A 24535-nucleotide genomic window follows, 5' to 3' on the forward strand; every position below is an offset into this window, starting at 1 on the left:
GCGCGCCCGTCCCGGCCGCCGCGGTCCCCCGCGCGCGCACGTCCCACCGCCGGGCCGGGCGCAAGCGCCGGGTGCCCGTCTACGCGGCCGTCGGAGCCCTCGTGGGGGCCGGCGCGGCCGCCGCCGTCCTGATGCTCCCCCGGGGCGGCCACGGCGCCCCACAGCCGTCCCACGGCCCGGCCGTGACGTCGAGCCCGCCGGCCGCGACGCGAAGGACCGCCCCGCCTGCCACGTCGGGCGGGCGGAGCGGTCCCTCTCAGCTCGGTGCGACTACTTCCGCTTCTCGATCTCGTCCGTGACCTGCGGCACCACCTTGAACAGGTCGCCGATCACCCCGAAGTCGGCGAGCTCGAAGATCGGCGCCTCCTCGTCCTTGTTGACGGCGACGATGGTCTTCGAGGTCTGCATGCCGGCGCGGTGCTGGATCGCGCCGGAGATGCCGGCGGCGATGTACAGCTGCGGGGACACGGTCTTGCCGGTCTGGCCGACCTGCGACTGGTGCGGGTACCAGCCGGCGTCCACCGCGGCGCGGGAGGCGCCGACCGCCGCGCCCAGGGCGTCGGCCAGCTTCTCGATGATCGCGAAGTTCTCGCCGCTGCCGACGCCGCGGCCGCCGGAGACCACGATCGAGGCCTCGGTGAGCTCGGGACGGTCGCCCTTGGGCAGCACGACCTTCTCCACGACCTTGGCCAGCTTGGCCGCGTCGGTCAGCTCCACGCTCACGTCCACGCGCTCGGCGGCCGCCGGAGCGGCCTCCGGGGCGGTGGCGTTCGGGCGCATCGCGATGATCGGGGTGCCCTTGGTGACCTTGGAGTGGGCCACGGTCGAGCCGCCGAAGATGGACTGCTCGGCGACCAGCTCGGCACTGACGTCGACGGCGTCGGTGAGGATGCCGGAGCCGGTCTTGACGGCCAGGCGGCCGCCCACCTCCTTGCCCTCGGCGGTGGCGGGGACCAGCACGGCCGCGGCGCCGGTGTCGGCGACCAGCTTGGCCAGCAGCTCGGCCTTGGGGGCGGTGACGTAGCCGTCCAGTTCGGCGTCCTCGGCCACGTAGACCTTGGCGGCGCCGTACTCGGCCAGCTTCTCGGCGGCCTTGTCGTAGCCGGAGCCGATGAAGACGGCGCTCGGCGCGCCCAGCGCGCGGGCCTTGGTCAGCAGCTCCAGCGTGACCTTCTTGACCTCGCCGTCGGCGTGGTCGACGAGGACCAGGATCTCAGCCATGTTCCAAAGCTCCCTTAGATGAACTTCTGCGCGGACAGGAACTCGGCGAGCTTGACGCCGCCGTCGCCCTCGTCGGTGACCTTGACGCCGGCGCTGCGCGGCGGACGCTGCGCCGCGTCGGTCACGGCGGTCCAGGCCGCCCCGGCGCCGACCAGCGCCGCGTCGATGCCGGCGCCGGCCACGTCGAGCTGGGCGATCGGCTTCTTCTTGGCCGCCATGATGCCCTTGAAGGAGGGGTAGCGGGGCTCGTTGATCTTCTCGACCACCGAGACCACCGCCGGCAGCTGGGCCTTGACGACGTCGTGGCCGTAGTCGGTGAGGCGGTTGACGGTGATGTCGGTGCCGTCGATCTCGACCTTCGAGGCGAAGGTGAGCTGCGGCAGGCCGAGGCGCTCGGCCAGCATCGCCGGGACCAGCGAGGTCCGGGCGTCGGAGGACTCCGAGCCCAGGATCACCAGGTCGTACTCGGTGGTGGCCAGGGCCTGCGCGATGGCGTAGGAGGTGGACAGCGCGTCCGAGCCGGCCAGCGCCGGGTCGGACAGCAGGATGCCGGAGTCGGCGCCCATCGACAGGGCCTTGCGCAGCGCGGCGTCGGCGCCGTCCGGGCCCATGGTGAGCACGGTGACCTCGCCGCCGTGCGCCTCGACGAGCTTCAGCGCCTCCTCGATGGCGAACTCGTCCATCTCGTTGAGCACCGGGTTCGAGCTCTCCCGGTCCACGGTCAGGGTGTCCGGGAGGAGCCGCTTCTCGGCCTCCGTGTCCGGCACCTGCTTCACACAGACGACGATTTTCATATCGCTGTCCGACCTCCTGCTTGAGGGCATCTCTTCCGGTCTCTCCTCCGCAGCTTGCCATGGTCGGACCGATGATCCGAACACGGGGTCAGGCGCGCGCGAGGCTTTCCGCATCTTGTGGTGCGGCCCGGCGATTGTCGACGGTGCCGCCTGCGATTGCGACTAGGCGCATGGTATCCCGACAAAGTTACCGCTTGGTAGTGCCAGCGGGAGCGACGCGCGTCACGTGGGAACTAGCCCGAACGAGTGACGACTTACGGTATTCGAGTGACTACCGTGGGCAAAGTGATCCAGGTAGAATGATCGAAACACTTTGATCAGGGGGTGGTCCGGTGCCCGCTCCGGGATACGACTTCGAGGTGCGCCCGCCGCTCCTGACCGCGTACGCGGACACGCTGGAGCGCGCCGCGACGGACCTGGCGGCGGTGGCGGACGCGCTCGCTCGCGTGCGAGTGGAGCGCCACTGGTTCGGCGAACTCCCGCAATCGGGATTCCTGGCCGAGCGCTATGCGGGGCATTGCGAAAGCGAGCTTGCGGTCGCGGGCGAACTGGGTGCATGGCTCAGGGAGGCCGCCGAGGGACTGCGCCAGACGGCCGCGCGGTATTCGGCGGCCGATCGGGTGGTGGCGGACTTGGCCGGCACGGTGGAGGCGGGGCTCGGGGTGGGGATCGAGACGCGTGGCGAAGCGCTTCAGGAGATAGGCGAGCCGGGCGGAGCCGGCGGGTGAGCGGGTGGTCGTTGCCGGGTAGCCGGTCCGGGGCGGATGGCCGGTCCGGGGCCGACGGCGGGGCCAGGGCCGATGCCGGGTCCGGGGCCGATGCCGGGTTCGGCATCGGTTACGGCTGGGTCGTCGACGCGCCGCCGGTCTTCGATGTGAGCCTGGCCCCGGTGCATCGAGCGAGACCCGCGGGGCTGGACGGGATGTTCACCGCGGGGGTCGAGTGGGTGCTGCGGGAGGCACGCCTCCTGGCGGTCCTGGAGCGCGTCACCGGTGATGCGGGAGCGTTGCACGCGGCGGCGTGCGCCTGGATGGAGCAGGCGCTGGTGGTGCGGGGGATATCCACGCGGGTTCGCGAGGACGGGACCGGCCCGGCGGGAAGCTGGCGAGGGGAGGCGGCGCAGGAGTTCGGGGCGTCGATGGGCACGTGGCTGGGGGCGCTGGACCGGATGGCCGCCGGGTCGGCGGCGACGGCGCATCTGCTCAACGAGGCGGGCGTCGCGGGGGCCGCGGCCGAGGACCTGGTGACCGGGGTCGTCACGGACGCCGCCGAGTGGGTGGCGGCGGAGCTGGCGGCGACCGCGGCGGCCGATGTGCTGACCCTCGGGCTGGCCACCGTCGGGGGCGCACTGGCGGCGTCGGCGACGATCGCGGCCTTCGTCGCGCGGGCCGAGCGCATCGCGGCCGAGTTCGGCACGTCCCTGGAACGGCTCGCCACCGAGCTGGTGGAACTGCGGGCGATCCGCGACGCGGTCACCGCCGCCCACGGGCTCGGGAAGCTGCGGGCTCTGCGCCAGGCGCGGGAATCGATCGCCGAGCTGCCCGGGACCGGAGCCGTCCTCCACGCCGCCGAGCGCACCGCCGACGCCGTCATCGGGCTCAGCACGGGGCTGCCGCTCGACGCCGAGGGGCCCGGGAGCCTCGGGTCGGCCATCGCTCACACCGCCGCCGAGGAGGCTCGCGCGGTCGAGGAAGGACGCTGAGGACCGGTGAAGACCCCAACGCCCTGGACCCCGAACATCCTCAGTACCGCCGCAGCGCCACCTGACACGGCTCATCAGGGTCACTCGTGCTGCACAGCACCAAGTCCGGCCCGGCCTTGTAGAGGTCGAACCACAGCGAGTCCGACAGGTCGCCGTCCACCAACAGCCGCACGCCCGAGTGCCCGTCCGCGCTCTCCGACTCCCAGCGCCCGGACGACGCCGGTACCGGCTCGCCGCTCCGCAGCCCGCCGCCGGACAGCGCGCTCGCGGCGAACGTCCCGTCGACGCGCAGCTCCACCGACATGCCGGCCCGGGAGTGCCACGTCCCCAGCAGGTCGCCGTCCGCCCCGACCGTGGTCTGCCGCGGGTCCACCGACGGGGCGTCGACGCGCCAGGCCAGACCGCCGGCCGCGACCAGGACCGCCAGTCCGGCCAGCAGCAGTCGGCGCGACATCGCGGCGCCCGGGCGCCGGATCGCCACCGCGGCGACGGACGCGGCCATGCCCATCGGCCAGAAGAAGGCCGTCACCAGGCAGCTGAAACACCACACCAGGCGTGGGCCGCTCCCCCGGGTCGCCAGCCCCCACACGCCGACGCCGACCGCCCACAGGGCGCCGACCAGGTAGTACGCGGTCCAGGGTCGGCCGTCGGGGAGGTGGGGCATATCAGGGTTCGCCTGTGCGCCCTGGAACAGGCGGTAGCCGTACAGGGCCGCCAGGACGGCCCAGAACAGCACGCCGAGGCCCAGCGCGACGGCCAGGCACACGCGGCCCAGCCGGCGGATCCCGGGGCCGAGGGCGAGGGCGGTGAGCACCAAGCCCTCGCTCTGCATGCCGAAGAACGACTCCTCGGCGCCGTCCGTCTCGGGGTCGTAACCCGCTTCGGCGTCGGGGTCGGAGTGTGGTCCGGCGTCCGGATCGATGTACGGACCGGCGTCCGCGCCGGTGTACCCGCCGGCGTCCGGATCGACGGGCGCACCGGCCCCCGGGTCCGCCCCCTCGTCGGCCTCCGGCTGGAAGCCCGACCGCCCGTCCGCACCCCCGTCTATATCAGTATCCGCATGAACATCGGTTGCTATGTCGCTTTCGGCGTCGGCGCCGGAACCCCTGGAGAACACCCGCCCCACAATGCCGAAAGCCCGGCGGGAGCGAAAGCTCCCACCGGGCTCGGTGACCGTACCCTTACGCGTTCTCCGGGAAGTGGCACGCCACCTGGTGCGCGTAGCCGGCCTCGGACAGCCCGCCGATCTGCAGCAGCGGCGGCTCCTGCGTGCGGCAGATGTCCTGCGCCTTCCAGCACCGGGTGTTGAACCGGCAGGCCGGCGGCGGGTTGATCGGCGAGGGCACGTCGCCCACCAGCCGGATCCGCTCGACCTGGCCCTCGGCCTTGCCGTCCTTGCGGTCCGGGTCCGGGATCGGCACCGCGGACAGCAGGGCGTTGGTGTACGGGTGGTGCGGCTTGGTGTACAGGTCCGCCTGGTCCGCGATCTCGACGATCTTGCCCAGGTACATCACCGCGACGCGGTCGGAGATGTGGCGCACCACCGACAGGTCGTGGGCGATGAACACGTACGCCAGGTTCAGCTCGTGCTGCAGGTCCTCCAGCAGGTTCATCACCTGGGCCTGGATCGACACGTCCAGCGCCGAGACCGGCTCGTCGGCGATGATCAGCTTCGGCTTCAGGGCCAGCGCGCGGGCGATGCCGATGCGCTGGCGCTGACCGCCGGAGAACTCGTGCGGGTAGCGGTTGTAGTGCTCCGGCGACAGGCCGACCATGGACAGCAGGTCCTGCACGGCCTTCTTGACGCCGTTCGGGGTCTCGATGCCCTGGATGTGGAACGGCGCGCCGACGATGGTGCCGACGGTGTGCCGCGGGTTCAGCGACGACTGCGGGTCCTGGAACACCATCTGGATGTCCCGGCGCAGCGGCCGCAGCTGGCCCTGGCTCATGTGCGCGATGTCGCGCCCCTCGAACACGATCTTGCCGCCGGTCGGCTCCTCGAGCCGGGCCAGCATCTTGCCGGTGGTGGACTTGCCGCAGCCGGACTCGCCGACCAGGCCCAGGGTCTCCCCGGGCCGGACGGAGAAGCTGATGCCGTCCACCGCCTGCACCGCGCCGACCTGGCGCTGCAGCAGGCCGCGCCGGATCGGGAAGTGCTTGACCAGATTCTCGACCTGCAGCAGCGCGTCCGGTTCCACCGCGGAGGTCTCGGACGGCTGCGCCGTGGTTTCGGTGCTCACAGCGACCCCTGGATCTTCTCGGTGAATATCTCCCGCCGCCGGGCCGGGTCCATGTGGCAGCGCACCAGGTGGCCCGGCGCGGTCGCGGCCAGCTCCGGAACCTCGGTGGAGCTGCGGCCGCCGGTCTCGGCGGTGTACGGACAGCGCGGGTGGAAGGCGCAGCCGGACGGGACGTTGATCAGCGACGGCGGGTTGCCCTGGATCGGGGTCAGGCGGTCCGCCCGCTCCCGGTCCAGCCGCGGCATCGAGGCCAGCAGGCCCCAGGTGTACGGGTGCTCCGGCGCCTTGAAGACGTCGTGCGCCCGGCCGTACTCCACGGCCTTGCCGCCGTACATCACCATGATGTCGTCCGCGAGCTCGGCGACCACGCCGAGGTCGTGGGTGATGACGATCAGGGCGCTGTTGAACTCGCGCTGCAGGTCCCGCATCAGGTCCAGGATCTGGGCCTGCACGGTGACGTCCAGCGCGGTGGTCGGCTCGTCGGCGATCAGCAGCGCCGGGTTGCAGACCAGCGACATGGCGATCATCGCGCGCTGCCGCATACCGCCGGAGAACTGGTGCGGGTAGTCGTCCACCCGGGTGTTCGGCTGCGGGATGCCGACCAGCTCCAGCATCTCGATCGCGCGCTTGCGGGCGACGTCCTTGGAGACGTCGTTGTGCACCTGGTAGGCCTCGATGATCTGCGCGCCCACCGTGTAGAACGGGTGCATCGCGGACAGCGGGTCCTGGAAGATCATGGCCATCTTCTGGCCGCGCAGCCGGCGCACGTCCTCGGCCGAGGCGGAGACGAGCTCCTGGCCGTCCAGCCAGATCTCGCCGGAGATCTGCGCGCCGCGCTGCTTCTTCTTGTCCGTCGAGGTGCGGTGCAGGCCCATCAGCGCCAGCGAGGTCACCGACTTGCCGGAGCCGGACTCGCCGACGATGCCCAGCGTCTTGCCGCGCTCCAGCGCGAAGGTGATGCCGTCGACGGACTTCACCACACCGTCGTCGGTCGGGAAGTGCACGCGCAGGTTGCGCACGTCCAGGAACCCGCGCGGGCTGGTGTTCTCCAGCGCGACGTCCTCGACGATCGGCGCGTAGTCGTTGTCGCTCATTACAGCCTCACTCGGGGGTCGACGACGCCGTACAGCAGGTCGACGACCAGGTTCGCCAGCACGATAAAGGCACTGGCCACAATGGTCACGCCCAGGATCACCGGGAGGTCGTCCTGGCCGACGGCGGTCACCGCCTCCCGGCCGATGCCGGGGAGGCTGAACACCTGCTCGGCCAGCACCACGCCGCCGAGGGCGAAGCCGAGGTCGATGCCGAAGATGGTGACGATCGGGGTCAGCGCCGCGCGAAGCGCGTGCTTGAAGATCACCGTCCGTTCCGGCAGGCCCTTGGCCCGCGCGGTGCGGATGAAGTCCTCGTTCATGGTGTCCAGCATCCCGACCCGGGTGAGCCGGGCGTAGAGCGCCGCGAGCCCGAAGGCCGTCGCGGTCCACGGCAGGATCATCAGGCTCAGCCACTCGAAGAAGTTGTCGCTCGGCGCGACCCACTTCGGATCGGGGAAAATGTGCCAGTTCACCGTGAACAACAGCACCAGCAGCGGGCCGATGAAGTACACCGGAAGCGACACGCCGATCAGCGCGGTGATCATGCCGGCCCGGTCCACCCAGGTGCCCCGGCGCAGCGCGGAGGCGATGCCGACGCCGACGCCGAAGACCAGCCACAGCACGGCCGCGCCCAGCGACAGCGAGAGGGTCACCGGCAGCCACTGGCCGATCTCGGTGCTCACCAGGGTGTTGGTCTTGAAGGAGTAGCCAAGGCAGGGCGCGGGGCAGTTCACCAGCGCGGTGCCGTTGTCGTAGTCGCTCCCGAAGAAGATGCCGCGGATGTAGCGGCCGTACTGCACCCAGACCGACTGGTCGAAGCCGAACCGGTGGATCACGCCGGCGATCGCCTTCGGGTCCTGGGTCTTGCCGACGTACTGCGAAGCCAGCGACTCCGTGGTCTGGCCGCCCAAGCGGGGGAAGACATAGAAGATGAAGAACGTGATCAGGCTGATCACGAACAGCAGCACGACTGCAGCGAACAGGCGTCTGATGATGTAGGTAATCACGGAGTGCGGCGGCGGTCGCCCGGAGGCGCCGCCGGGATCTTGTGGATCCCGGCGGCGCCCTCGGGCTTCCCTGCCTTCACCTGCCTATCTGTGAAAGCGAAGGATGGGGACCTTCGACGGGCTGGGTGTTACTTCACGCCCATCTGAGAGAAGTAGTACATGCCGAGGCCCTGGTTGAACATGACGTTCGTGGCGGACTCCGGACGGTAGATCAGGTTCTTGTCCCAGACCAGCGGCACGACCAGGGCGTCGTCCAGAGCCTGGTGGTCGACCGCGGCGTAGTCGGCGCCACGCTTGGTCGGGTCGTTCTCGGCCAGCGCCTTGTTGAAGCCGTCGTCGATGGCCTTGTCCGGGTAGAAGGACAGGTTGTAGCCACCGGCGTCGTGGATCGCCGAGGAGGCCAGGATGCCGTACATGAAGCCGTAGCCGGACGGGAAGTCCGCGCCCCACTTCATGAAGCTGATGGCGACCTTGTGGTCCGCGTCGTACTTCTTGTTACCGGCGAACTGCGAGTTGTACTGGCCGAACGGCTTCTGGTCGATCGTGACGTTGATGCCGATGCTCTTCAGGTTGTTCTGAACCGTCTGAGCGATGGCCTCTTCCTTGGTGGAGTTGTCACGGTGCATCAGGGTGAAGGTGTCCTTCATCGAACCGTCGGCGTTGAACGCGTCCGGCTCGGCCGTCTGGCACTGCTTCAGGGCGTCCTTGGCCTTGGTGACATCACCCTTGTTGTCCTCGGTGATGTACTGGTCGCCCTTGACCCAGCCCGGGATGGTCGGCGGGGTGATGGTGCTGGCGATGTCGCCACCGCCGATCGAACCGCCGGACTGCGTGAGGATCGTCTTCTTGTCGACGACCCACTCGATGGCCTTGCGGCACTGCACGTTGTCGAACGGCTTCTGCAGCGTGTTGATGGCGAAGTACTCGGTGGAGTTGGCGTACGCCGAGTCCGAGTCCGCCTTCAGCTTCGGGTCGCCCAGGATCTTGGTCTGGGTGGCCGGCTGCACGCCGACGCCGGCCAGGTCACCGTTGGCGGTGCCGTCCATCAGCTTGTCGTCGATGCCGGCCTTGTCCTGCTTCAGCAGGATCTCGATCTTCGAGGCGCGGGCGACGTGCAGCTTGTCCGGGTCGGTCGACGGGTCGAACGCCGGGTTCGGCGACAGCTCCATCTTGACGCCGACCTGGTAGCTGTCGATCTTGTACTGACCGGTCGACAGGATGTTCTTGAAGTAGTCCGCGCCGTTGTCCTTGTCGCGCGGGACCGGGGCCGAGCCGGGGATCGCCATGATGTAGTCGAAGTCGGCGAACGGCTGGGTCAGGTGGAAGACGATGGTGCTGTCGTCCGGGGTCTCGATGCCCGACACGCCGTGGCTCGGGTCCTTGTCCTTGTACGGACCCTGGTACTTGGTGTCGTCCTTGACCAGCTGGGCCACGTAGTTCGGGCCGTTCTGCAGCACGTCCTGGCCCCAGTTGGAGCGCTCGATGGCGTACTTGACGTCCGCGGACTTGACGACGCTGCCGTCCTGGTACTTGACGCCCGGCTTGATCTTGTAGGTCCAGGTCAGGCCGTTGTCGGTGACGACGCCGGCGGCCTGGGCCAGGTCCGGAACCACCTTGGCCCCGTCGACGCCCGGCTTCGGCGCGTAGGTCATCAGCGAACGGGAGTACCAGCCCGCGGCCGACCACGAGAACGCGGCGTAGGTGTTGCCCATGTCCGGCGAGTCCCAGTCGGAGCGGGTCACCAGGGTCATGGTGCCGCCCTGCTTGTCCGTCGGGTTCACGATGCCGGTCACGGCGGCGTTGAAGCCGGTGGCGGCGCCGGTGCTCCCGGACGGCAGCGTGGTGACGGCGGAGGTCGGCGTCGACGGCTTGCCGGAGGACGAGCTCTTCGAGCTCGAGCACGCCGAGGCCGCCAGGGCGACGGACGCGGCGAGCGCGACGCCTCCCAACAGCTTGGAGTGACGATTCATTACGGGTGGACCCCCTTGGTCAGCCCGGCATCCCAGCATGTGGGATGCTAGTGGTGTCTGTGCAACTGATCTTGCTGATCTCGCAGATGGCGGCGGGGCTGCTCGGCCTGCGAACCGTCCCGCCTGGCCCCCGGCGGTGCGACACCGGGGGAATCCTCATTGGTCTGTCCGCGCGCGGCGCGCTCAGTGCGCCTTCGGGTCGAAGGCGTCGCGCAGGCCGTCGCCGAACAGGTTGAACGCCAGCACCGTGACGAAGATCGCGGCGCCGGGGATGATCAGGAACGTGGGGTCGACGCGGTAGTAGTTGATCGCGTCGTTGAGCATCTTGCCCCAGGAGGGCGTGGGGTTGCGGATGCCGACGCCCAGGAACGACAGCGCGGCCTCGAACAGGATGTTCGCCGGGATCAGCAGGGTCGCGTAGACCAGGATCGGGGCGACCAGGTTCGGCATCAGCTCCCGCAGGATGATGCGGCGCGGCTTGGCGCCCAGCACCCGGGCCGCGTCCACGAACTCGCGCTCGCGCAGCGCGATGGTCTGGCCGCGGACGATACGGCCGGCGTAGGGCCAGCCGAAGAAGCCGATGATGAAGACCAGCATCGCGATCCGCAGCGTGTCGCCGCTCATCCCGAAGAAGGTGTCCGGCGTGATGGCCGCCAGGGCGAGCGCGAACAGCAGCAGCGGGAAGGCCAGGAACACGTCCATGACGCGGGAGATCGCGGCGTCGATCCAGCCGCCGAAGTAGCCGGCCACGACGCCCATCGTGATCCCGATCAGCAGCGACAGCAGCGAGGCCAGGGTGGCGATCAGGAGGCTGACGCGGGATCCGTAGAGCACCCGGGAGAACACGTCGCGGGCGTTGACCGGCTCGATGCCCAGCCAGTGGTGGCTGTCGATGCCGCCCATCGCGCCCATCGGCATCGAGGTGTCCGGGTTGAGGTTGTCCGCGTACTGCACGGTCGGGTCGCCGGCACCGGTGATGCTGGCCAGCAGCGGGGCCAGGATCGCGATGACCACCAGGATCAGCACCAGGATCCCGGCGCCCATGGCGACCTTGTCCTTCTTCAGCCGGGCCCAGCCGATCTGGGTCAGCGACCGGCCCTCGATCGCCTTCGCCGCCGCGGTACCCGGTTCCGGCGTGTTCTCCTCGCCGAAGTCGTTCAGGGTGGAGGCGTCCCCTGGCAGCGTTGTCATGTGAATCCTTGGTGGTCGTCTGACTCGGAAGGCCTTGTGAGCGCACCGGTGAGCCAGGCAGGGCGGAGTCGTGTCACGCCCGGCGATCGCCCCCTGCGAGCGCCGGTGATATTGCACATTGCACTGTCGGGCCGGAGCCCTCCACAGGAGAGTGGCGCGTGCGGCCCCGGCTTGGCTAGGGGGTCCGGGCAGGCTTGTCCGAACTGTGATCAATCCTGGATCGCCCGGTCACCGACGGTTTTTCGGGCATCGGAGCGCCGCTTTCCCTCCTGAGGGAGCAGCGGTAATCACCCTGGGGATTCACGGAGTATTACCTTCGAGGGATCGGATCCTTAGGCGGATGCCCCTTGACACGAGGGACCTTAGGCGGGATGCGACCGCGGGCCTAAGGTAGCCGCGCGAGGCCGGCCGTGACCGTATCGTGGCCGTTCCGAGGCCGTTTCGCCGGTGACGGCCTTCTAGTCCAGCCGGATCCGCGGGTCCAGCACAGCATAGGCCGCGTCGACCGCGAAGTTGGCCGCGATGATGAAGAGCCCTGAGAACAGCGTGACGCCGAGGACCACCGGCAGGTCCTGGCCGTCGACGCCGTTCTGCGCCAGGTCGCCGATCCCGTGCAGGCCGTAGATCTTCTCGGCCAGCACCGCGCCGCCGAGCAGCAGCCCGAGGTCCATGGCGAAGACGGTGGCGATCGCCGGGAACGTCACCCGCAGGGCCTGCCAGACCACCCGGCGCCGGGGCAGGCCCTTGGCGTGCGCGGTGCGGATGAAATGGCCGGACAAGGCGTCGATCATGCCGGAACGGGTGAGCCGCGTGTAGAGCGCGAAGTAGCCCAGGGACAGCGTGAGCCAGGGCAGGAACAGGTGGTCGGCCCAGACCAGCGGGTTGTCCAGGAACGAGGAGTAGCTCACCGACGGGAACAGCCAGGCCAGCTTGGCGCGGGCCAGCGGGCCGATGAACACCACCGGCAGGCAGACGCCGAGCAGCGCCGCCACCCGGATCGCGCGGTCCACCAGGCCGCCGCGGGCGACGGCGGCCGCCGCGCCGGACCCCACGCCCAGGACCAGCCAGAGCACGGCGGCGCCGGCCGCGATCGACACCGTGACCGGCAGCCGGTCCAGGATCAGCGTCAGCACCGACTCGTGCAGCCGCCAGGAGTAGCCGAAGCAGGGCGCCGCGCAGTGCGAGGCGCCGGAGCCCGGGGGCAGGTCGGCGCCGGCCACCAGGGCTCTGAGATAGTCCCAGAACTGGACCGGCACCGACTGGTCCAGGCCCAGCCGGTGCTTGATGAGGGCCAGCTGCTCCGGGGAGGGGTCGCGGCTGGCGAACTGCGCGGCGAGCTGGTCCATCGTGCGGCCGCCGATGGCCGGCACGACGTAGAACACCAGGAACGTCACCACGGCCACGCCGAGCATCAGCACCAGCGTGGTGACGGCCCGGCGCACAAGGAAGGTCGTCATGCCGCGGCGCTTTCCCCTCGGTTCACGTGTGTGGTTTGCGCCGTCCGCGCGCCGGCGCCGCGCGCGGACGGCGGACGGACTACTTCAGGCCCAGGACCGACAGGTCGTAGCCGCCGCTGCCGGCCTGGTCGATCATCACGTTGGTCAACCGGGACGAGCGGAAGCGCATCACGTGCCGCTGGATCAGCGGGACGTAGGCGGCCAGGTCCATCACCCGGTGGTCCATCTTCACCCAGTCCTGCTGCTGGGTGGTGGCCTCGGCGCTGGCCAGAGCGTGCTTCTCCAGGTCGTTGACGATGCTGTCGTTCAGGAAGGCGTAGTTCTGGCTGCCGGTGGCGGCGATGCCGTTCTTGGTGACCAACTGGTCGAGCATGCCGTAGCCGGTCAGCCAGTCCGGGCCCCAGTTGACCAGGCACATGCCGAGCTTGTGGGCCCTGGCGTAGTCCTGGTTGCCGCAGTACTGGCTGTACTGGCCGAACGGGTAGAGCTTGACCTCGGTGTCGAAGCCGACGGTGTTCAGCGAGGCCTGGATGGCGGTCGCGGCGTTCTGCAGGTCCGGGGCGTTCACCTGGGCGGCGATCTTGAAGGACAGCTTGCCGTCGCCGTCGAACAGGGTCGGCGAGGCGGCCTTGCACTTGGCCAGGGCGGCCTGCGCCTTGGGCGCGCTGTAGTCGTAGGTGGGGAACTGGACCGCGCCGGGGATGCTGTCCGGCAGCAGGTTGGTGGCGATCTTGCCGCCCCACTGGCCGCCGAGCTGGTTCAGCACGGTGCTCTTGTCGATCGCGAACTCGATGGCCTGCCGGCAGTCGACGTTCGGGATCAGCTGGGTGTTGATCGAGGCGTAGGTGCCCGAGGAGTCCGCGGCGTCGTCGGTCTGCGACTTCAGGACCGGGTCCTGCAGCACCTTGGCGTGGTTGGCCACGGTCAGCGCCGAGCCCAGGTCGGCGTCCGCCTGGCCGGTCAGCAGGCGCTGGTCGCGCTCGGCGGAGTCGACGCCCAGCTGCACGTCGATGGTGTCGGCCAGGGCGACGTGCATGTGGTCCGGGTCGGACTGGGCGTTGTAGGCGTCGTTCCGGACGAGCTTGAGCTCCTTGCCCGCCGAGTAGCTCTGGATCTTGTAGGCGCCGGTGGAGATCGGCCGCTTGCCGTAGGCGTCGCCGGAGCCGGTGTCCTTGTCCTTCTCCACCGGGGCGGTCTGCAGCAGGGTCATCACGTAGTCGAACTCACCGAAGGCCTGCGGCAGGTTGAAGACGATCTTCTTCGGGTCCGTGGTGACGATGATCTTGTCGAACGCGGTGTCGCCGTCCTTGTAGACGTCCAGGTCCTTGAACTTGGGGTCGCCTGGAGGCGTGAGGATGTTCCGGAAGTAGGTCGGGCCGTTGCCGATCAGCGTGGACCAGTTGGACCGTTCGATGGCCCAGCGGACGTCGGCCGAGGTGATGGTCTTGCCGTCCTCGAAGGTGGCGTTGTCGCGCAGGGTGTAGGTCCAGGTCCTGCCGCCGTTGCTCTGCACGCCGGGGCCGGTGGCCAGGTCGCCGACGATCTGGTTCCCGCCGGGGGTGTGCTGGTAGGCCATCATCGGCCGGGCGAAGGTCCGGTACAGGTTCCAGGTCTGGGCGGCGTAGGTGACCCCGGGGTCCAGCGAGTCGAAGGACTGCGAGGAGACGAGGTTGATGGTGCCCCCGGTCTTGGTCGACGGGTTCAGCACCTGCTTGCTCGCCAGGTCGAAGCCGGGGCCGGCGGCGGCGGCCCCGCCGCCGGCGGAGCTGGAGCCGCAGGCCGTGGCGGCCAGGGCGATCGCGGCGGCCGCGGCCAGGGCGCGTATCGAGTGTCTGGGTATCACAGCGGGTTCCTCACTAGATCGCCGAAACGCCGTGCCGCGAAGCGTCACTGTGCGGTGGGGTCGAGGGCGTCGCGCAGCCCGTCGCCGAACAGGTTGAACGCCAGCACGGTGATGAATACTGCCATGCCGGGGACGACGAGATACGCCGGGTCGGTGTAAACCGTGGCGACCGCGTCCGTCATCATCTGCCCCCACGAGGCGGCAGGTGGATCCAGCCCGATGCCCAAAGCGGACAATCCGGCCTCGAAGATGATGTTCGCCGGGATCAGCAGCGTGGCGTAGACCAGGATCGGCGCCATCAGGTTGGGCATGAGCTCCCGCCACACCACCCACCAGGTCCGGGCTCCCATCGCCCGCGCGGCGTCGACGAACTCCCGCTCCCGCAGCGACAGCACCTCGGCCCGCACGATCCGCGCGAGATAGGGCCAGTTGAAGAAGCCCATGACGAAGATCATGACGGCGATCCGCAGCGCGTTCCCGCTGAGCCCGAACGCCTCGTCCGACAACGCCCCGGTGAGCCCCAGCGCGAACAGCATCAGCGGAAACGCGAGGAACACGTCGGCCACCCGCATGACGACCATGTCCACCCGGCCCCCGAGATACCCGGACACCACGCCCAGACCCGCGCCGAGCACCACGCTGAGCAGCGTCGCCCCGAACGCGATGAGCAGACTCACCCGCGCCCCGGTCAGCAGCCGCGCGAGGACGTCCCGCCCCATCCGCTGGTCGACACCGAGCGGATGCGCCCAGCTCATGCCGCCGAACGAGCCGTGCGGACCGAAGGTGGCGTCGGTGAGCTGGGGATGCGGCGTGTCGGGGTCCACCCCGAACAACCCGGTGACCACCGGCGCGCACACCGCCAACAGGATCAGCACCACGATGGTGTAGCCGCCGAAGACCGCGGCCCGGTCCGCTTTGAGCTTGCGCCACACCGTCGCCGCGGTCGAGCGCGAACGGATGCGCTTGGAAGGCGCGACGGCCGGGCGGCCCATGGCGTGGAAGGGCCACAGCGTGGAGGCGAGGCTGCGCTTGGCCCGGCGACGCCCGCGGCCGGACGCGGCGGGAGCGGGCGCGCGCCGGGTCGGGGAGGACGCGGCGGTGGGAGCCTCATCGGTGTTGAGGCTGGTAAGCGGCTCGTGGCCGGAGACCGGCAGACCGGACACCACCGGACCGGCGCTCGGCGGCCGAACCCGCTGCTGCCCGGAGCCGGCGGCCCGAGACTGCGGCTCGGTGACGCCGCGCGGCGGCTGAGGGCCGGACGCGGGCCACACCGAAGCGGCCAGACCGGAGCTCGGCGGCCGGACCCGTTGCGACGTAAGGGGTTCAGCGACTGGCGCAGAGCCGGTCAGCCACGGCTGCGGCTGCGACTGCGACTGCGACTGCGACTGCGGAGACGCTGGCGCGCTCGGCGGCCGGACCCGTTGCGACGCAGGGGGTTCGGCGACCGGCGCAGAACCGGCCGGCCACGGCTGCGAAGACGCAGGCGCGCTCGGCGGCCGGACCCGTTGCGGCGCAGGGGGTTCGGCGACCGGCGCAGAACCGGCCGGCCACGGCTGCGAAGACGCAGGCGCGCTCGGCGGCCGGATCTCTTGCGGAGCAGACGCTTCGGCCCCGGGCGCGGAACCGGCCGGCGACTGTGACCGAACCGGTCCCGGCTCCACAGCTTCGCCGCGCGGTTCGTCCGGGTTCGGATGCGCGACCTGGTGGCGGCTGGGCATCCGGTCGGGGATGCGGTCGCCCGGTGCCGGGGCTTCGGCGCGGGCCGCGGGGATGCGCGGAGATGGTTCGGCGTCCGGGCGGGCGGGGTAGGTGAAGAACTCGGGGTAGCTCTCCAGTGCGCGCCGTGGTCCGGGGCCTTCCGGGTCGGGCCCGTCGTCGAGCGGCGTGGTCATCTGGGTCCGTGCTTCCAGGCGGCGGCGGGGGTGGGTGTGGCCGGTGGGCACACGCGCCCGTTACTTTGCCGCGTGCGGCGGCCGGCGCGCCAGTCGGGGTGGCGCGCCTTTGCCGATTCGTGATCTAGTCGCCCAGGACGAAGCGCTGGAGGATCGCGCGGGCGCGGGCGTTGTCGCGGGCCGTCTCGGCGATGGCCGCCGAGAGCGTCTCGATCCAGACGTCCAGGCCGACCTTCTGGCGGGACAACACGATGCCGCGGACCTCCTTGCAGATCTCGCCCACCGGCCCATGCTTCTCCAGGCGGAGCGTCATGCGCTGCTCGCCCAGGGAGACGTCCACCGACTCCACGCGGCCCTCGCGGCCGGCGGCGCGGTCGGCCAGGCTGCGCTTGCGCTCCAGCTTCACCGCGCCCGGGGGCAGGGTCTCGATCAGGCTGGTGGACAGGACCCGGGCGTAGACCTCCAGGTCCGCGGTGTCGGCGCGGAGCGAGGCGGCGATCAGCTCGGCGGAGACCGCGTCGTCCCCGGGGGCCGGCTCGGGCAAGTTCTCAGTACTCATATATAAGGAGTCTTCCTAGTCCAGGCTCAGCACCATGGTCGGGCGCTCGATGCGGTGGTCCGGACGCAGCGGGCGGACCGCGGTGCCCAGGGCGAAGAACTCGGTGGTGTGCGAGCCCCAGGTGTGGCTGTGGTTGCGCAGCTGCACACCCACGATGCCCTCCGCGTGCAGCGCCTCGGCCTCGGCCTGCATCCGCGCCATGGCCAGCTCCCGGGCGTCGTACAGGGCCTGGGTGAACTGCTCCAGCTCCACGTTCTTCCCGATGTTGCCCATCATCGCCCCGAACCGCTGGTGCGCGATGTGGTACACGCACGAGCCCATCACCATGCCCAGCGGCGCGTAGCCGGCCCGGATCAGGGTCCAGAAGTCCTGTCCGGACAGATCCGAGGTGAACGGCTGGTTCTTGTTGTTCCGCCAGGTGACGTCGCCGTGCTGGCCGGTGCCGTCGTCCTTGACCGCGGTGCCGATGGCGATGAACTCGGCCACGTCCGAGCCGAACTCCTTGAACTCCACCTCCAGCCGCACACCCACGATCCCGTCCGCGCCGAGCGCGTCCGCCTCGGCCTCCATCCGGGTCATCGCCAGCTCCCGGGCGTGGTACATGGCCTGGGACAGCACGTCCAGCTCCTGGCTCTTGCCCCAGCGCGCCACCTGCAGTCCGACGTGGTAGATCGACGAGCCCAGCACCAGCCCCAGCGGCCGGAACCCGGCCTCCTTGACCAGCAGGAACTCGTTCACCGACAGGTCCGAGGTGAAGATCGAGCCGGGCGCGCCCGGCTTCAGCTCGGCCAGGCGCCGCATGGCGTCCTCGGGCACGCCTTCGGCGGTGTGGGCGATCTTGTCAGCCATCTTCGTCTCTTCTCCAGCCTCAGCTCACAGGTACCGCAGGGAGGTCTCGCGCCGGGCGGCGGCGCGCCGCTCCGGGTCCAACGACATGATCGCCAGCGATCCGGCGCGGGGCGGTTGGGCCCGGCTCCGGAACGCCGCGATCGCCGTGCCGACGGCCGTCGACTCGCAGATGTGGTCGCGCTGCCCGTCGGTCACCGGGCACTCGCGCTCCCGGATCTCCAGCTCGATGGAGGACACCACGACGCCGTCCGCGTGCGCCGCCTCCACGTGCCGCTTCAGCTCGACCCTGGACTCGTGCCGGGTGCGGTTCACCAGGTCGGTGTACCCCTGCACCTCCTGGTTGCCGGCCCAGCGCCGGGCGGCCATCCGGGTCCACCAGTCGTCGTGCCGGGTGCCGATGGCGATCCCGAGCACCAGCGACACCGGGATCCAGCCGTTCGCCACCAGCTTGGCGAACTCCTGCCCGGTGACGTGCGACGTGAACGGCCGCCGAGGCCGCACCGAGCTGCCGACGGCGCGCACCGCGGTGCCGATCGCCGTGAACTCGACGCCGCCGGCCGGGAAGCGCCGGATCGCCAGCCGCACCCCGACCACGCCGTCGCCGCCCAGCAGCCCGCACTCGGCGGTCATCCGCTCCAGGGCCCGGCGCCGGGCGTCGTACAGCGACTGCACCATCGGACCGTACGCCGCGTAGTAGCCGCGGGACGACGTGGTCTGTGTGTAGCCCGACCCGCCCATCCACGCACCGGGGCACTGGTAGGCCCCGGAGTATCCGAGGTGGTACACGCACGAGCCCAGCACCTGGCCGACCGGCTCGAAGCCGACGGCGCGCACGGCGGCGAACTCGTTCGTGGTGAGCGCGGAGCCCCAGGTGCCGGAGGCCCGGATCTCCTCCATCCGGGCCCGGGCCGCCTCCGGGAGCTGTTCCATGCCGTCAAGCCTCCCTGGCCTGTCGGGAGCCCCTGATGGGGCTGTACGGGCGGTGCGGACGGTGCCGTGCGGCCGGGTGCGGGGAACCCGGGCTGCCCGGCGCGGGAAGGCGCTCAGCGGCCGGTGAAGCCCGGCTTCTCCTTGGCCACGAAGGCACGCATGCCCTCGCTGCGGTCCTCGGTCGCGAAGGTGCCGGAGAACTGCAGCCGCTCGATCTCCAGGCCGGTGTCCAGGTCCACCTCCAGGCCGCGGTTCACGGCCTCCTTGGCGGCCTTCAGCGCCAGCGCCGGTCCGTCGGCGAAGCTCGCGGCCCACTCCACGGCGGTCTTGTAGACGTCGGCCGCCGGCACCACCCGGTCCACCAGCCCGATCGCCAGCGCCTCGGCGGCGTCCACCTGGCGCCCGGAGAAGATCAGGTCCTTGGCCCGGCTCGGGCCGACGAGCCGCGGCAGCCGCTGGGTGCCGCCGGCCCCCGGGATCACGCCGAGCAGGATCTCCGGCTGCCCGAGCTTGGCGTCCTCGGCCGCGACCCGGAAGTCGGCGGTCAGGGCCAGCTCGCAGCCGCCGCCGAGGGCGTAGCCGGTGACCGCGGCGATGACCGGCTTGGGGATGTTCGCCAGCGCCTTGAACGCGTCCTGGAGCCGGACGGAGTGGCGCGCCATGTCCGCGTAGGACATCTGCTCCATCTCCTTGATGTCGGCGCCCGCGGCGAAGACCCGCTCGCCTCCCCAGATCACCACGGCCTTGACCGCGTCGTCGGCACTGACCTGGTCGGCGGCCTCGTGCAGCTCGCGCTGCACCTGCACGTTGAGCGCGTTCATCTTCGGGCGGTCCAGGCGGATCACTCCCACCGCACCCTCAGTCTCCACGCGTACGAACTCGCCCATGATCAGCGCTGACCTCTCGTCGATGTACCGGAGTTCTCATCAAAGCAGAAGGCCCGGCCCGCCGGGAGGGCGGGCACGGGCACTTCGTGATCTGTGTTTCCCCTTCGGGGTACTCCAGCGGTCGTCAGGACTGCGGACCGACGTTGAAGCCGGGGACGTTCAGCGTGTCGGAGGTCAGCAGGTACTGGTCGACGTGGACGTCCGTGAAGGTGACCGGCGGCAGGGGCAGACCGCTCTCCAGCAGCGTCATCACCGTCTTGCTGAGGAAGTCGTCCCCGGACTGTCCGGGCGGCCCCAGCGTGACCTCTCCGAGCGGGATGGGAAGGATCGGCAGGTGGATGATCCCGGTCTGCTTCAGGACGTGCAGGGTGACGTTGGTCAGGTGGACCGTCTTGCCCTTGCCGCCGTTGCCGTGGATCTTCTGGTTGCCGTCCAGGTTGTAGGTCACCATGTCGGTCAGGTCGATCATGTCCGCGTGGATCGCCATGACCGTCACCGTCCGGCCGTCGCCGGTGGTGATGTCCTGGAAACCCAGGAACTTCTGGTTGGTCAGCGTGAGGCTCGAGGCGTCCAGGTGCCACTCGACTTCACGGTAGGGGGTGTCCGCCGAGGCGGCCTGCACGCAGACCGTCGGGGCCGGCGGCGGCACCGTCTGGCCGTCGATCACCAGCGGGGTCGTCGAGCTCGTCGCCGAGGGCGTGCTGCTCGGCTGGGTCGTCGGCGTCGCCGGGGCGGACGGCGGCGGGGTGACCGAGCCCGTCGGCTGCGGCGTCGACGGAGCCGAGGCGGGAGCCGAGGTGGGCGCCGAAGTCGGGGCGGACGTCGGGGCCGAGGTCGGCGTCGTGGTCGGGGTCGTGGTCGTGGTCGGACCGCCGATGGTGACCCCGATGACCGGGTCCGTGCTCGACGGGCTCGAACTCGGCGTGGTCGGCGTGCTGCCGGCCAGCGCCACGCCCTGCGACCCGTTGGTGCTGAGCTGGTTGGCCGTGCCGGACGTGGTCCCGTTCGGGTTGAACACCTGGTCCGTGGTGGTTCCCAGCCAGGTCAGCGGGTTCCACCAGGTGACCGTCGAGGTCGGGCTCGGGCTGCTCACCGGCGAGCTGCTGGGCTGGGCCGGGGCGGCGGAACTGGCCGGCGCCGAGGGTTTCGGCGTCGTGGTGCCGGTCGGCTGCGGCGCGGTGGGCGTCACCGTGGAGGTGGGCGCCGCCGCCGGGGGCTTCGAGCTCGCCGAGGGCTTGGGCGCCGTGAGCGCCGAGGTCGGCGCGGACGTCGGCGCGGCGGCGGCCGGCGCCCCGCCCTTGGAGCTGGGCGCGCTGGTCGGCTTGGTGCTCGGCTTGGTGCTCGGCGCGGTGGCCTGCTTCGCCGCGGGCGCGTTGGCGGTGGTGGTGGCCCCGGACGGCGCGGCGGGGTTGGCCTCCACCCGGCTCCCGGCCGGGCACGCCGACGACGAGGGCGTCGACGACGCCTGCGCCGCGTTGGCCACGGTCGGGATCACCGCGACGCCGGACGCGGCGAGCACGACCGCCGGCAACCCGAACGCGGTGACCTTGCGTGCCCGGCGCTGGCGCGCGGCCTCCACCAGGCGCACCGCCTCCGACGCCAGCAGGGGCGTCGGGACGACCACGCGCGGGGTGTTCACGCCTCCGGCCCGGGAGCGCAGCGGCGCCTCCGCTTCGGTGCTGGTCTCGTTTCCGTTGCTGGCACTCAAGACGTCAAGCCCCCAGAGGAGTGTCCTCGGCGCGGGGCAGCGGCGGGACGGCGTCCTGCGGCGGCACGGCCGGGACCGTTTCGGCGGGTGTGGGGTCGGCGGCCATCGGCAGCGACGGGGCGACCTCGCCCCGCACGCCGGAGTAACCGGCGACGCCCTTGATGGGCCCGGCGGCGAACTGCGGCGGCTCGCCCTCCGGCTGGTAGGGGTCGGTGTAGGGGCCGGTCTCCACCGGCTCGGCGGTGTCCGCACCGGTCCCGCGCAGGCCCAGCGGGGCGCGCGCGGAGGGCGGCATGTCGCCGGCCAGCGCGTCCCGGTAGGCCTGTTCGGCTCTGGCCTGGGCGGCGATCTGCTCCTCGGTCAGCCGGGGCTGCCAGGAGAAGGCCAGGCCGCCGCCGAAGACGCCGAGCAGCATGCCGAGCAGGAAGCCGCCGAAGTTCGAGACCACCATGGACAGCAGCGCGCAGATCAGCGTGAACACGCCCGCGAAGATCCGGTAGCTGGGCGCGAACCACATCGCGGCCGCCATCATGATCAGCGCCGGGGTGATCGCCATGGTGGACACGCCGGCGATGCCGGCGATCTTGATGTTCAGCTTGTGGTGGACCAGCAGCGGCTGCAGGAACGGGATGCTCCACAGTTCCAGGGCGGCCAGCAGGGTCCACAGGCCGGCCCAGAACGGCCGGCTGCGACGCCAGACGGCGAAGGAACGCCATCCTCTGACGATCGCGTTCTCCTGGCCCCCCGGGAATTCGGCGTCCATGGTGCTCACTACTTCTCCCGCCGTCGTGCTGATGGGATCGGGGCGGACGCGCCCTACTCGCGCCCGCCCCTGGGTGTCTCAGGAAGCGTCAAGCCCTCGGGAGAGCTTAGAAGCACTCCTGGCCGTTGAGGTTCGCCGAGATCGACAGGCCCGGCAGGGACATGGTCCCGGCGGTGGTCGAGTACGCGGTCTGCTTCACGTTGTTCAGCACCGCGTGGTCGACGACCTGGGCGAAGTCGCCCGCACCGTAGGCGGCGGCCTGGCCGTGGGCGTCGTGCTTCTGCCAGCCGGGGATCTTGGTGGCGGCGTCGACCTGGGCGGCCGAGGCGCCGATGTTCACACCGCTGAAGTCGGCCTGCGAGGAGTCCACCTGGTTGGCGTCGAGCACCAGGTCGGTCGCCTTGACGTCCGAGGCGGCGCCGGCCTTCAGCACGATGGTCAGGTTGCCCAGCACCGGGACCGGCACGTTGACCGACTGGCACATGTTCTTGATGCTGGCGGTCTTGATGCCGGCCACGGCCACCGCGTGCACCTGGCCGTCGGCGGTCGGGATGACGTCGCCGGACTGGACGAACGTCTGACCGTCCAGGCTGTCCGCCGAGACCTTGAACTGCTGGCCCGAGACCGCGAACGAGGCGGCCAGGACACCGTTGGCCATCATCACGGTCATCGCGCCGGCGATGCCGACGGTCGGCACCATGACGAGCGCGAAGCGCTTCCACTTGGTACCGCCCAGCACCTGGGCGCCCATTGCGTCCTTCATGCGTTACTCCTCCACGAGCGGGTGGGACGGGTCCAGCGCGCGCCGGACCGCGGCATGCGGCCGAGGAGGCCCGTGCGGGCCGGCCGTCGGCAACGGCAGCGACGAGAGACCTCTGCCGACCCGGTGGGGACCTGCCGCCGCGATCGTTTCAGGGATCGACGGATGAACAGACCGAGCGGAAGTGATCCTGTTCTACTCGCGCCCGCCGCACAAGGGGTTCGTTACCGACCGGTAACACGTTCGCCGTGATCCGGTCGCCCGAACCCGGTCCCCGAGGGTCGGATCGACGGGAACTGATGGTCTATTGGATACGCTGTGTAGTTGAAGAATCCGGACAAAATCCCCGATTCCTTCGGCTGTGACCGTCATCTCATCGGAGCTCTGACGACCCGTCAGCAGCGTGTGACACTTGGCAAAGAAAAAGTAAAGAGATCGCCCCGCGCCCTGGTGATCAGGGGCGCGGGGCGTCGGCGGAGCGGGGCCGGAGGGCTCAGAAGAGCACCCGGGTCAGGGCCTGGCGGCCGGCCGCGGTGCGCGGGTCGTCGGGTCCGAGGAGCTCGAAGAAACTCAACAGCTTCACGCGGGCCGCGTCCTTGTCCGCGCCGGCGCTGCGGGCCACGAAGGAGACCAGCCGGTCGATCGCCGGCTCCACGTTCCCCATGGCCAGGTCCAGCTCGGCGGCCGAGATCTGCGCCCGCACGTCGTCCGGTCCGGCCTCGGCCGCGGCCCGCACCTGGTCGGCGTCCAGATCGCGGGTGGTGAGCATCAGCTCGACCTGGGCCAGGGCCAGCTTCGCCTCGGTGTCGGCCGGGTTCGCGGCCACCACGTCGCGGAAGGCGCGCGCGGCGCCGTCGAGGTCGTTCTCCTCCAGCGCGGCGTAGGCCGCGGCCAGCGCCGGGTCCATCGGCGGCTCCGGCACCTCGGCCGGCGTCCCGCCGCCGGCCACGCCGGTGACGCCGTTCTCCGCGGCCAGCCGCAGCAGCTCGTCGAGCAGCCGGCGGATCTGCGCCTCCGGCTGCGCGCCCTGGAACAACGGCACCAGGCGGCCCCCGACCACGGCCAGCACCATCGGAATGGACTGGACGCCGAACTCCTGGGCCAGCAGCGGATTGGCGTCGACGTCCAGCTTGGCCACCACGAACCGGCCGCCGTACTCCGCGGCCAGGCGCTCCAGCACCGGCGAGAGCTGCTTGCACGGGCCGCACCACTCGGCCCAGAAGTCGATGACCACCGGGACGGTCAGCGAACGTTCGATGACGTCGGCGTCGAAGGTGGCGTCGGTGGTGTCGTAGACGAGGGGCGAGGCGGTGCTGCCGGAGCCGGCCGCACCGGCGTCGCCGGGCACCGGGCCGGACCCCGCCCCGGCCGGGGCGGCGGACGCGGGCTGCGGCTTCGCGGCGAGGGCCCCGAGGTCCACCACTCCCCGCAGGGCGGAGGCGGGGAGCCCCGGGCCCCCGCCGGAGGCCATCCCGGGGAACTGCGGTCGCTGTGTCATGGCGCCATCCTCCCCTTTCCGGCTAACCTCACGCCAACCGCCCTCCGGGTCCCCACCTGGAGGGGGTGGCGCTCTTGCGTGTCCCGCTCGTGGAAGCAAGACTCGTTATTAAGATACGCGACGAAGCGTATCGCAAAGGCACCGGGGAGGGAACGCCCGGGTGTGACGAT

Annotated in this window: 21 protein-coding genes; 2 read left to right on the forward strand and 19 right to left on the reverse strand. The window is 70.7% G+C overall.

Annotation, left to right across the window (positions count from 1 at the left end):
* Positions 1-270 precede the first annotated feature (270 nt).
* Together ABD466_RS42070 and ABD466_RS42075 are read right to left on the reverse strand one after the other, a co-directional pair.
* Positions 271-1221 carry an electron transfer flavoprotein subunit alpha/FixB family protein gene (locus ABD466_RS42070; RefSeq protein ID WP_344662916.1) on the reverse strand — a complete coding sequence of 317 codons (951 nt, stop codon included), beginning with the start codon at positions 1219-1221 and terminating at the stop codon, positions 271-273.
* 14 nt (positions 1222-1235) lie between these two features.
* The gene (locus ABD466_RS42075; RefSeq protein WP_344662917.1) at positions 1236-2015 is read right to left on the reverse strand and encodes an electron transfer flavoprotein subunit beta/FixA family protein; all 780 of its coding nucleotides are present in this window, start codon (positions 2013-2015) and stop codon (positions 1236-1238) included.
* A gap of 332 nt (positions 2016-2347) precedes the next feature.
* Here ABD466_RS42075 and ABD466_RS42080 point away from each other — a divergent pair, with 332 nt between their 5' ends.
* Positions 2348-2743 carry a hypothetical protein gene (locus ABD466_RS42080; RefSeq protein ID WP_344662918.1) on the forward strand — a complete coding sequence of 132 codons (396 nt, stop codon included), beginning with the start codon at positions 2348-2350 and terminating at the stop codon, positions 2741-2743.
* Positions 2740-3717 carry a hypothetical protein gene (locus ABD466_RS42085; RefSeq protein WP_344662919.1) on the forward strand — a complete coding sequence of 326 codons (978 nt, stop codon included), beginning with the start codon at positions 2740-2742 and terminating at the stop codon, positions 3715-3717. Before ABD466_RS42080 ends, ABD466_RS42085 begins: the two co-directional genes overlap by 4 nt.
* A gap of 40 nt (positions 3718-3757) precedes the next feature.
* On the opposite strand, the gene ABD466_RS42090 is transcribed toward ABD466_RS42085, so the two are convergent.
* The 17 genes from ABD466_RS42090 to ABD466_RS42170 all read right to left on the reverse strand — a co-directional run bounded on the left by ABD466_RS42090 (position 3758) and on the right by ABD466_RS42170 (position 24365).
* A complete protein-coding gene (locus tag ABD466_RS42090) occupies positions 3758-4834 on the reverse strand; it encodes a hypothetical protein (protein WP_344662920.1) in 1077 nt (358 codons plus the stop codon).
* A gap of 64 nt (positions 4835-4898) precedes the next feature.
* Positions 4899-5957: an ABC transporter ATP-binding protein gene (locus ABD466_RS42095; RefSeq protein WP_344662921.1), complete on the reverse strand. Its 1059-nt coding sequence runs from the start codon at positions 5955-5957 to the stop codon at positions 4899-4901.
* On the reverse strand, positions 5954-7051 hold the full coding sequence (locus tag ABD466_RS42100) for an ABC transporter ATP-binding protein (protein WP_344662922.1): 1098 nt from the start codon (positions 7049-7051) through the stop codon (positions 5954-5956). The genes ABD466_RS42095 and ABD466_RS42100 overlap by 4 nt, the downstream gene beginning before the upstream one ends.
* A complete protein-coding gene (locus ABD466_RS42105; RefSeq protein WP_344662923.1) occupies positions 7051-8058 on the reverse strand; it encodes an ABC transporter permease in 1008 nt (335 codons plus the stop codon). The genes ABD466_RS42100 and ABD466_RS42105 overlap by 1 nt, the downstream gene beginning before the upstream one ends.
* Before the next feature lie 128 nt (positions 8059-8186).
* Positions 8187-10028, reverse strand: a complete 1842-nt coding sequence (locus ABD466_RS42110) for an ABC transporter substrate-binding protein (RefSeq protein ID WP_344662924.1) — start codon at positions 10026-10028, stop codon at positions 8187-8189.
* 183 nt (positions 10029-10211) lie between these two features.
* Positions 10212-11219 carry an ABC transporter permease gene (locus tag ABD466_RS42115; RefSeq protein ID WP_344662925.1) on the reverse strand — a complete coding sequence of 336 codons (1008 nt, stop codon included), beginning with the start codon at positions 11217-11219 and terminating at the stop codon, positions 10212-10214.
* A 458-nt stretch (positions 11220-11677) separates the two neighbouring features.
* Entirely contained in the window at positions 11678-12676 is a 999-nt protein-coding gene (locus ABD466_RS42120) for an ABC transporter permease (RefSeq protein ID WP_344662926.1), read from the reverse strand.
* Positions 12677-12755: 79 nt separating this feature from the next.
* The gene (locus tag ABD466_RS42125; protein WP_344662927.1) at positions 12756-14519 is read right to left on the reverse strand and encodes an ABC transporter substrate-binding protein; all 1764 of its coding nucleotides are present in this window, start codon (positions 14517-14519) and stop codon (positions 12756-12758) included.
* A gap of 44 nt (positions 14520-14563) precedes the next feature.
* Positions 14564-15682: an ABC transporter permease gene (locus ABD466_RS42130; RefSeq protein WP_344662928.1), complete on the reverse strand. Its 1119-nt coding sequence runs from the start codon at positions 15680-15682 to the stop codon at positions 14564-14566.
* 853 nt (positions 15683-16535) lie between these two features.
* On the reverse strand, positions 16536-16970 hold the full coding sequence (locus ABD466_RS42135) for a hypothetical protein (protein ID WP_344662929.1): 435 nt from the start codon (positions 16968-16970) through the stop codon (positions 16536-16538).
* 15 nt (positions 16971-16985) lie between these two features.
* Positions 16986-17819, reverse strand: a complete 834-nt coding sequence (locus tag ABD466_RS42140; protein WP_344662930.1) for a heavy metal-binding domain-containing protein — start codon at positions 17817-17819, stop codon at positions 16986-16988.
* A gap of 24 nt (positions 17820-17843) precedes the next feature.
* Entirely contained in the window at positions 17844-18749 is a 906-nt protein-coding gene (locus tag ABD466_RS42145; protein WP_344662931.1) for a heavy metal-binding domain-containing protein, read from the reverse strand.
* A 113-nt stretch (positions 18750-18862) separates the two neighbouring features.
* Positions 18863-19636 carry an enoyl-CoA hydratase/isomerase family protein gene (locus ABD466_RS42150; RefSeq protein ID WP_344662932.1) on the reverse strand — a complete coding sequence of 258 codons (774 nt, stop codon included), beginning with the start codon at positions 19634-19636 and terminating at the stop codon, positions 18863-18865.
* A 124-nt stretch (positions 19637-19760) separates the two neighbouring features.
* Positions 19761-21344, reverse strand: coding sequence for a hypothetical protein (locus ABD466_RS42155; RefSeq protein ID WP_344662933.1), 1584 nt, complete (start codon positions 21342-21344; stop codon positions 19761-19763).
* Between the two features lie 4 nt (positions 21345-21348).
* Positions 21349-22107: a DUF6114 domain-containing protein gene (locus tag ABD466_RS42160; RefSeq protein WP_344662941.1), complete on the reverse strand. Its 759-nt coding sequence runs from the start codon at positions 22105-22107 to the stop codon at positions 21349-21351.
* Positions 22108-22213: 106 nt separating this feature from the next.
* Positions 22214-22870, reverse strand: coding sequence for a DUF6230 family protein (locus tag ABD466_RS42165; protein ID WP_344662934.1), 657 nt, complete (start codon positions 22868-22870; stop codon positions 22214-22216).
* A 490-nt stretch (positions 22871-23360) separates the two neighbouring features.
* On the reverse strand, positions 23361-24365 hold the full coding sequence (locus ABD466_RS42170; RefSeq protein ID WP_344662935.1) for a tetratricopeptide repeat protein: 1005 nt from the start codon (positions 24363-24365) through the stop codon (positions 23361-23363).
* Between the last annotated feature and the right edge of the window lie 170 nt (positions 24366-24535).

The sequence above is a fragment of the Catenulispora subtropica genome, from assembly GCF_039531675.1.
In the GTDB taxonomy this organism is placed as follows: domain Bacteria; phylum Actinomycetota; class Actinomycetes; order Streptomycetales; family Catenulisporaceae; genus Catenulispora; species Catenulispora subtropica.

Excerpts from the sequence above, each read along its gene's own strand:
- ABD466_RS42070 (WP_344662916.1), bottom strand. The coding sequence starts at position 1,221 with ATGGCTGAGATCCTGGTCCTCGTCGACCACGCCGACGGCGAGGTCAAG.
- ABD466_RS42075 (WP_344662917.1), bottom strand. The coding sequence starts at position 2,015 with ATGAAAATCGTCGTCTGTGTGAAGCAGGTGCCGGACACGGAGGCCGAG.
- ABD466_RS42100 (WP_344662922.1), bottom strand. The coding sequence starts at position 7,051 with ATGAGCGACAACGACTACGCGCCGATCGTCGAGGACGTCGCGCTGGAG.
- ABD466_RS42110 (WP_344662924.1), bottom strand. The coding sequence starts at position 10,028 with ATGAATCGTCACTCCAAGCTGTTGGGAGGCGTCGCGCTCGCCGCGTCC.
- ABD466_RS42115 (WP_344662925.1), bottom strand. The coding sequence starts at position 11,219 with ATGACAACGCTGCCAGGGGACGCCTCCACCCTGAACGACTTCGGCGAG.
- ABD466_RS42120 (WP_344662926.1), bottom strand. The coding sequence starts at position 12,676 with ATGACGACCTTCCTTGTGCGCCGGGCCGTCACCACGCTGGTGCTGATG.
- ABD466_RS42135 (WP_344662929.1), bottom strand. The coding sequence starts at position 16,970 with ATGAGTACTGAGAACTTGCCCGAGCCGGCCCCCGGGGACGACGCGGTC.
- ABD466_RS42140 (WP_344662930.1), bottom strand. The coding sequence starts at position 17,819 with ATGGCTGACAAGATCGCCCACACCGCCGAAGGCGTGCCCGAGGACGCC.
- ABD466_RS42145 (WP_344662931.1), bottom strand. The coding sequence starts at position 18,749 with ATGGAACAGCTCCCGGAGGCGGCCCGGGCCCGGATGGAGGAGATCCGG.
- ABD466_RS42150 (WP_344662932.1), bottom strand. The coding sequence starts at position 19,636 with ATGGGCGAGTTCGTACGCGTGGAGACTGAGGGTGCGGTGGGAGTGATC.
- ABD466_RS42160 (WP_344662941.1), bottom strand. The coding sequence starts at position 22,107 with ATGGACGCCGAATTCCCGGGGGGCCAGGAGAACGCGATCGTCAGAGGA.
- ABD466_RS42165 (WP_344662934.1), bottom strand. The coding sequence starts at position 22,870 with ATGAAGGACGCAATGGGCGCCCAGGTGCTGGGCGGTACCAAGTGGAAG.
- ABD466_RS42170 (WP_344662935.1), bottom strand. The coding sequence starts at position 24,365 with ATGACACAGCGACCGCAGTTCCCCGGGATGGCCTCCGGCGGGGGCCCG.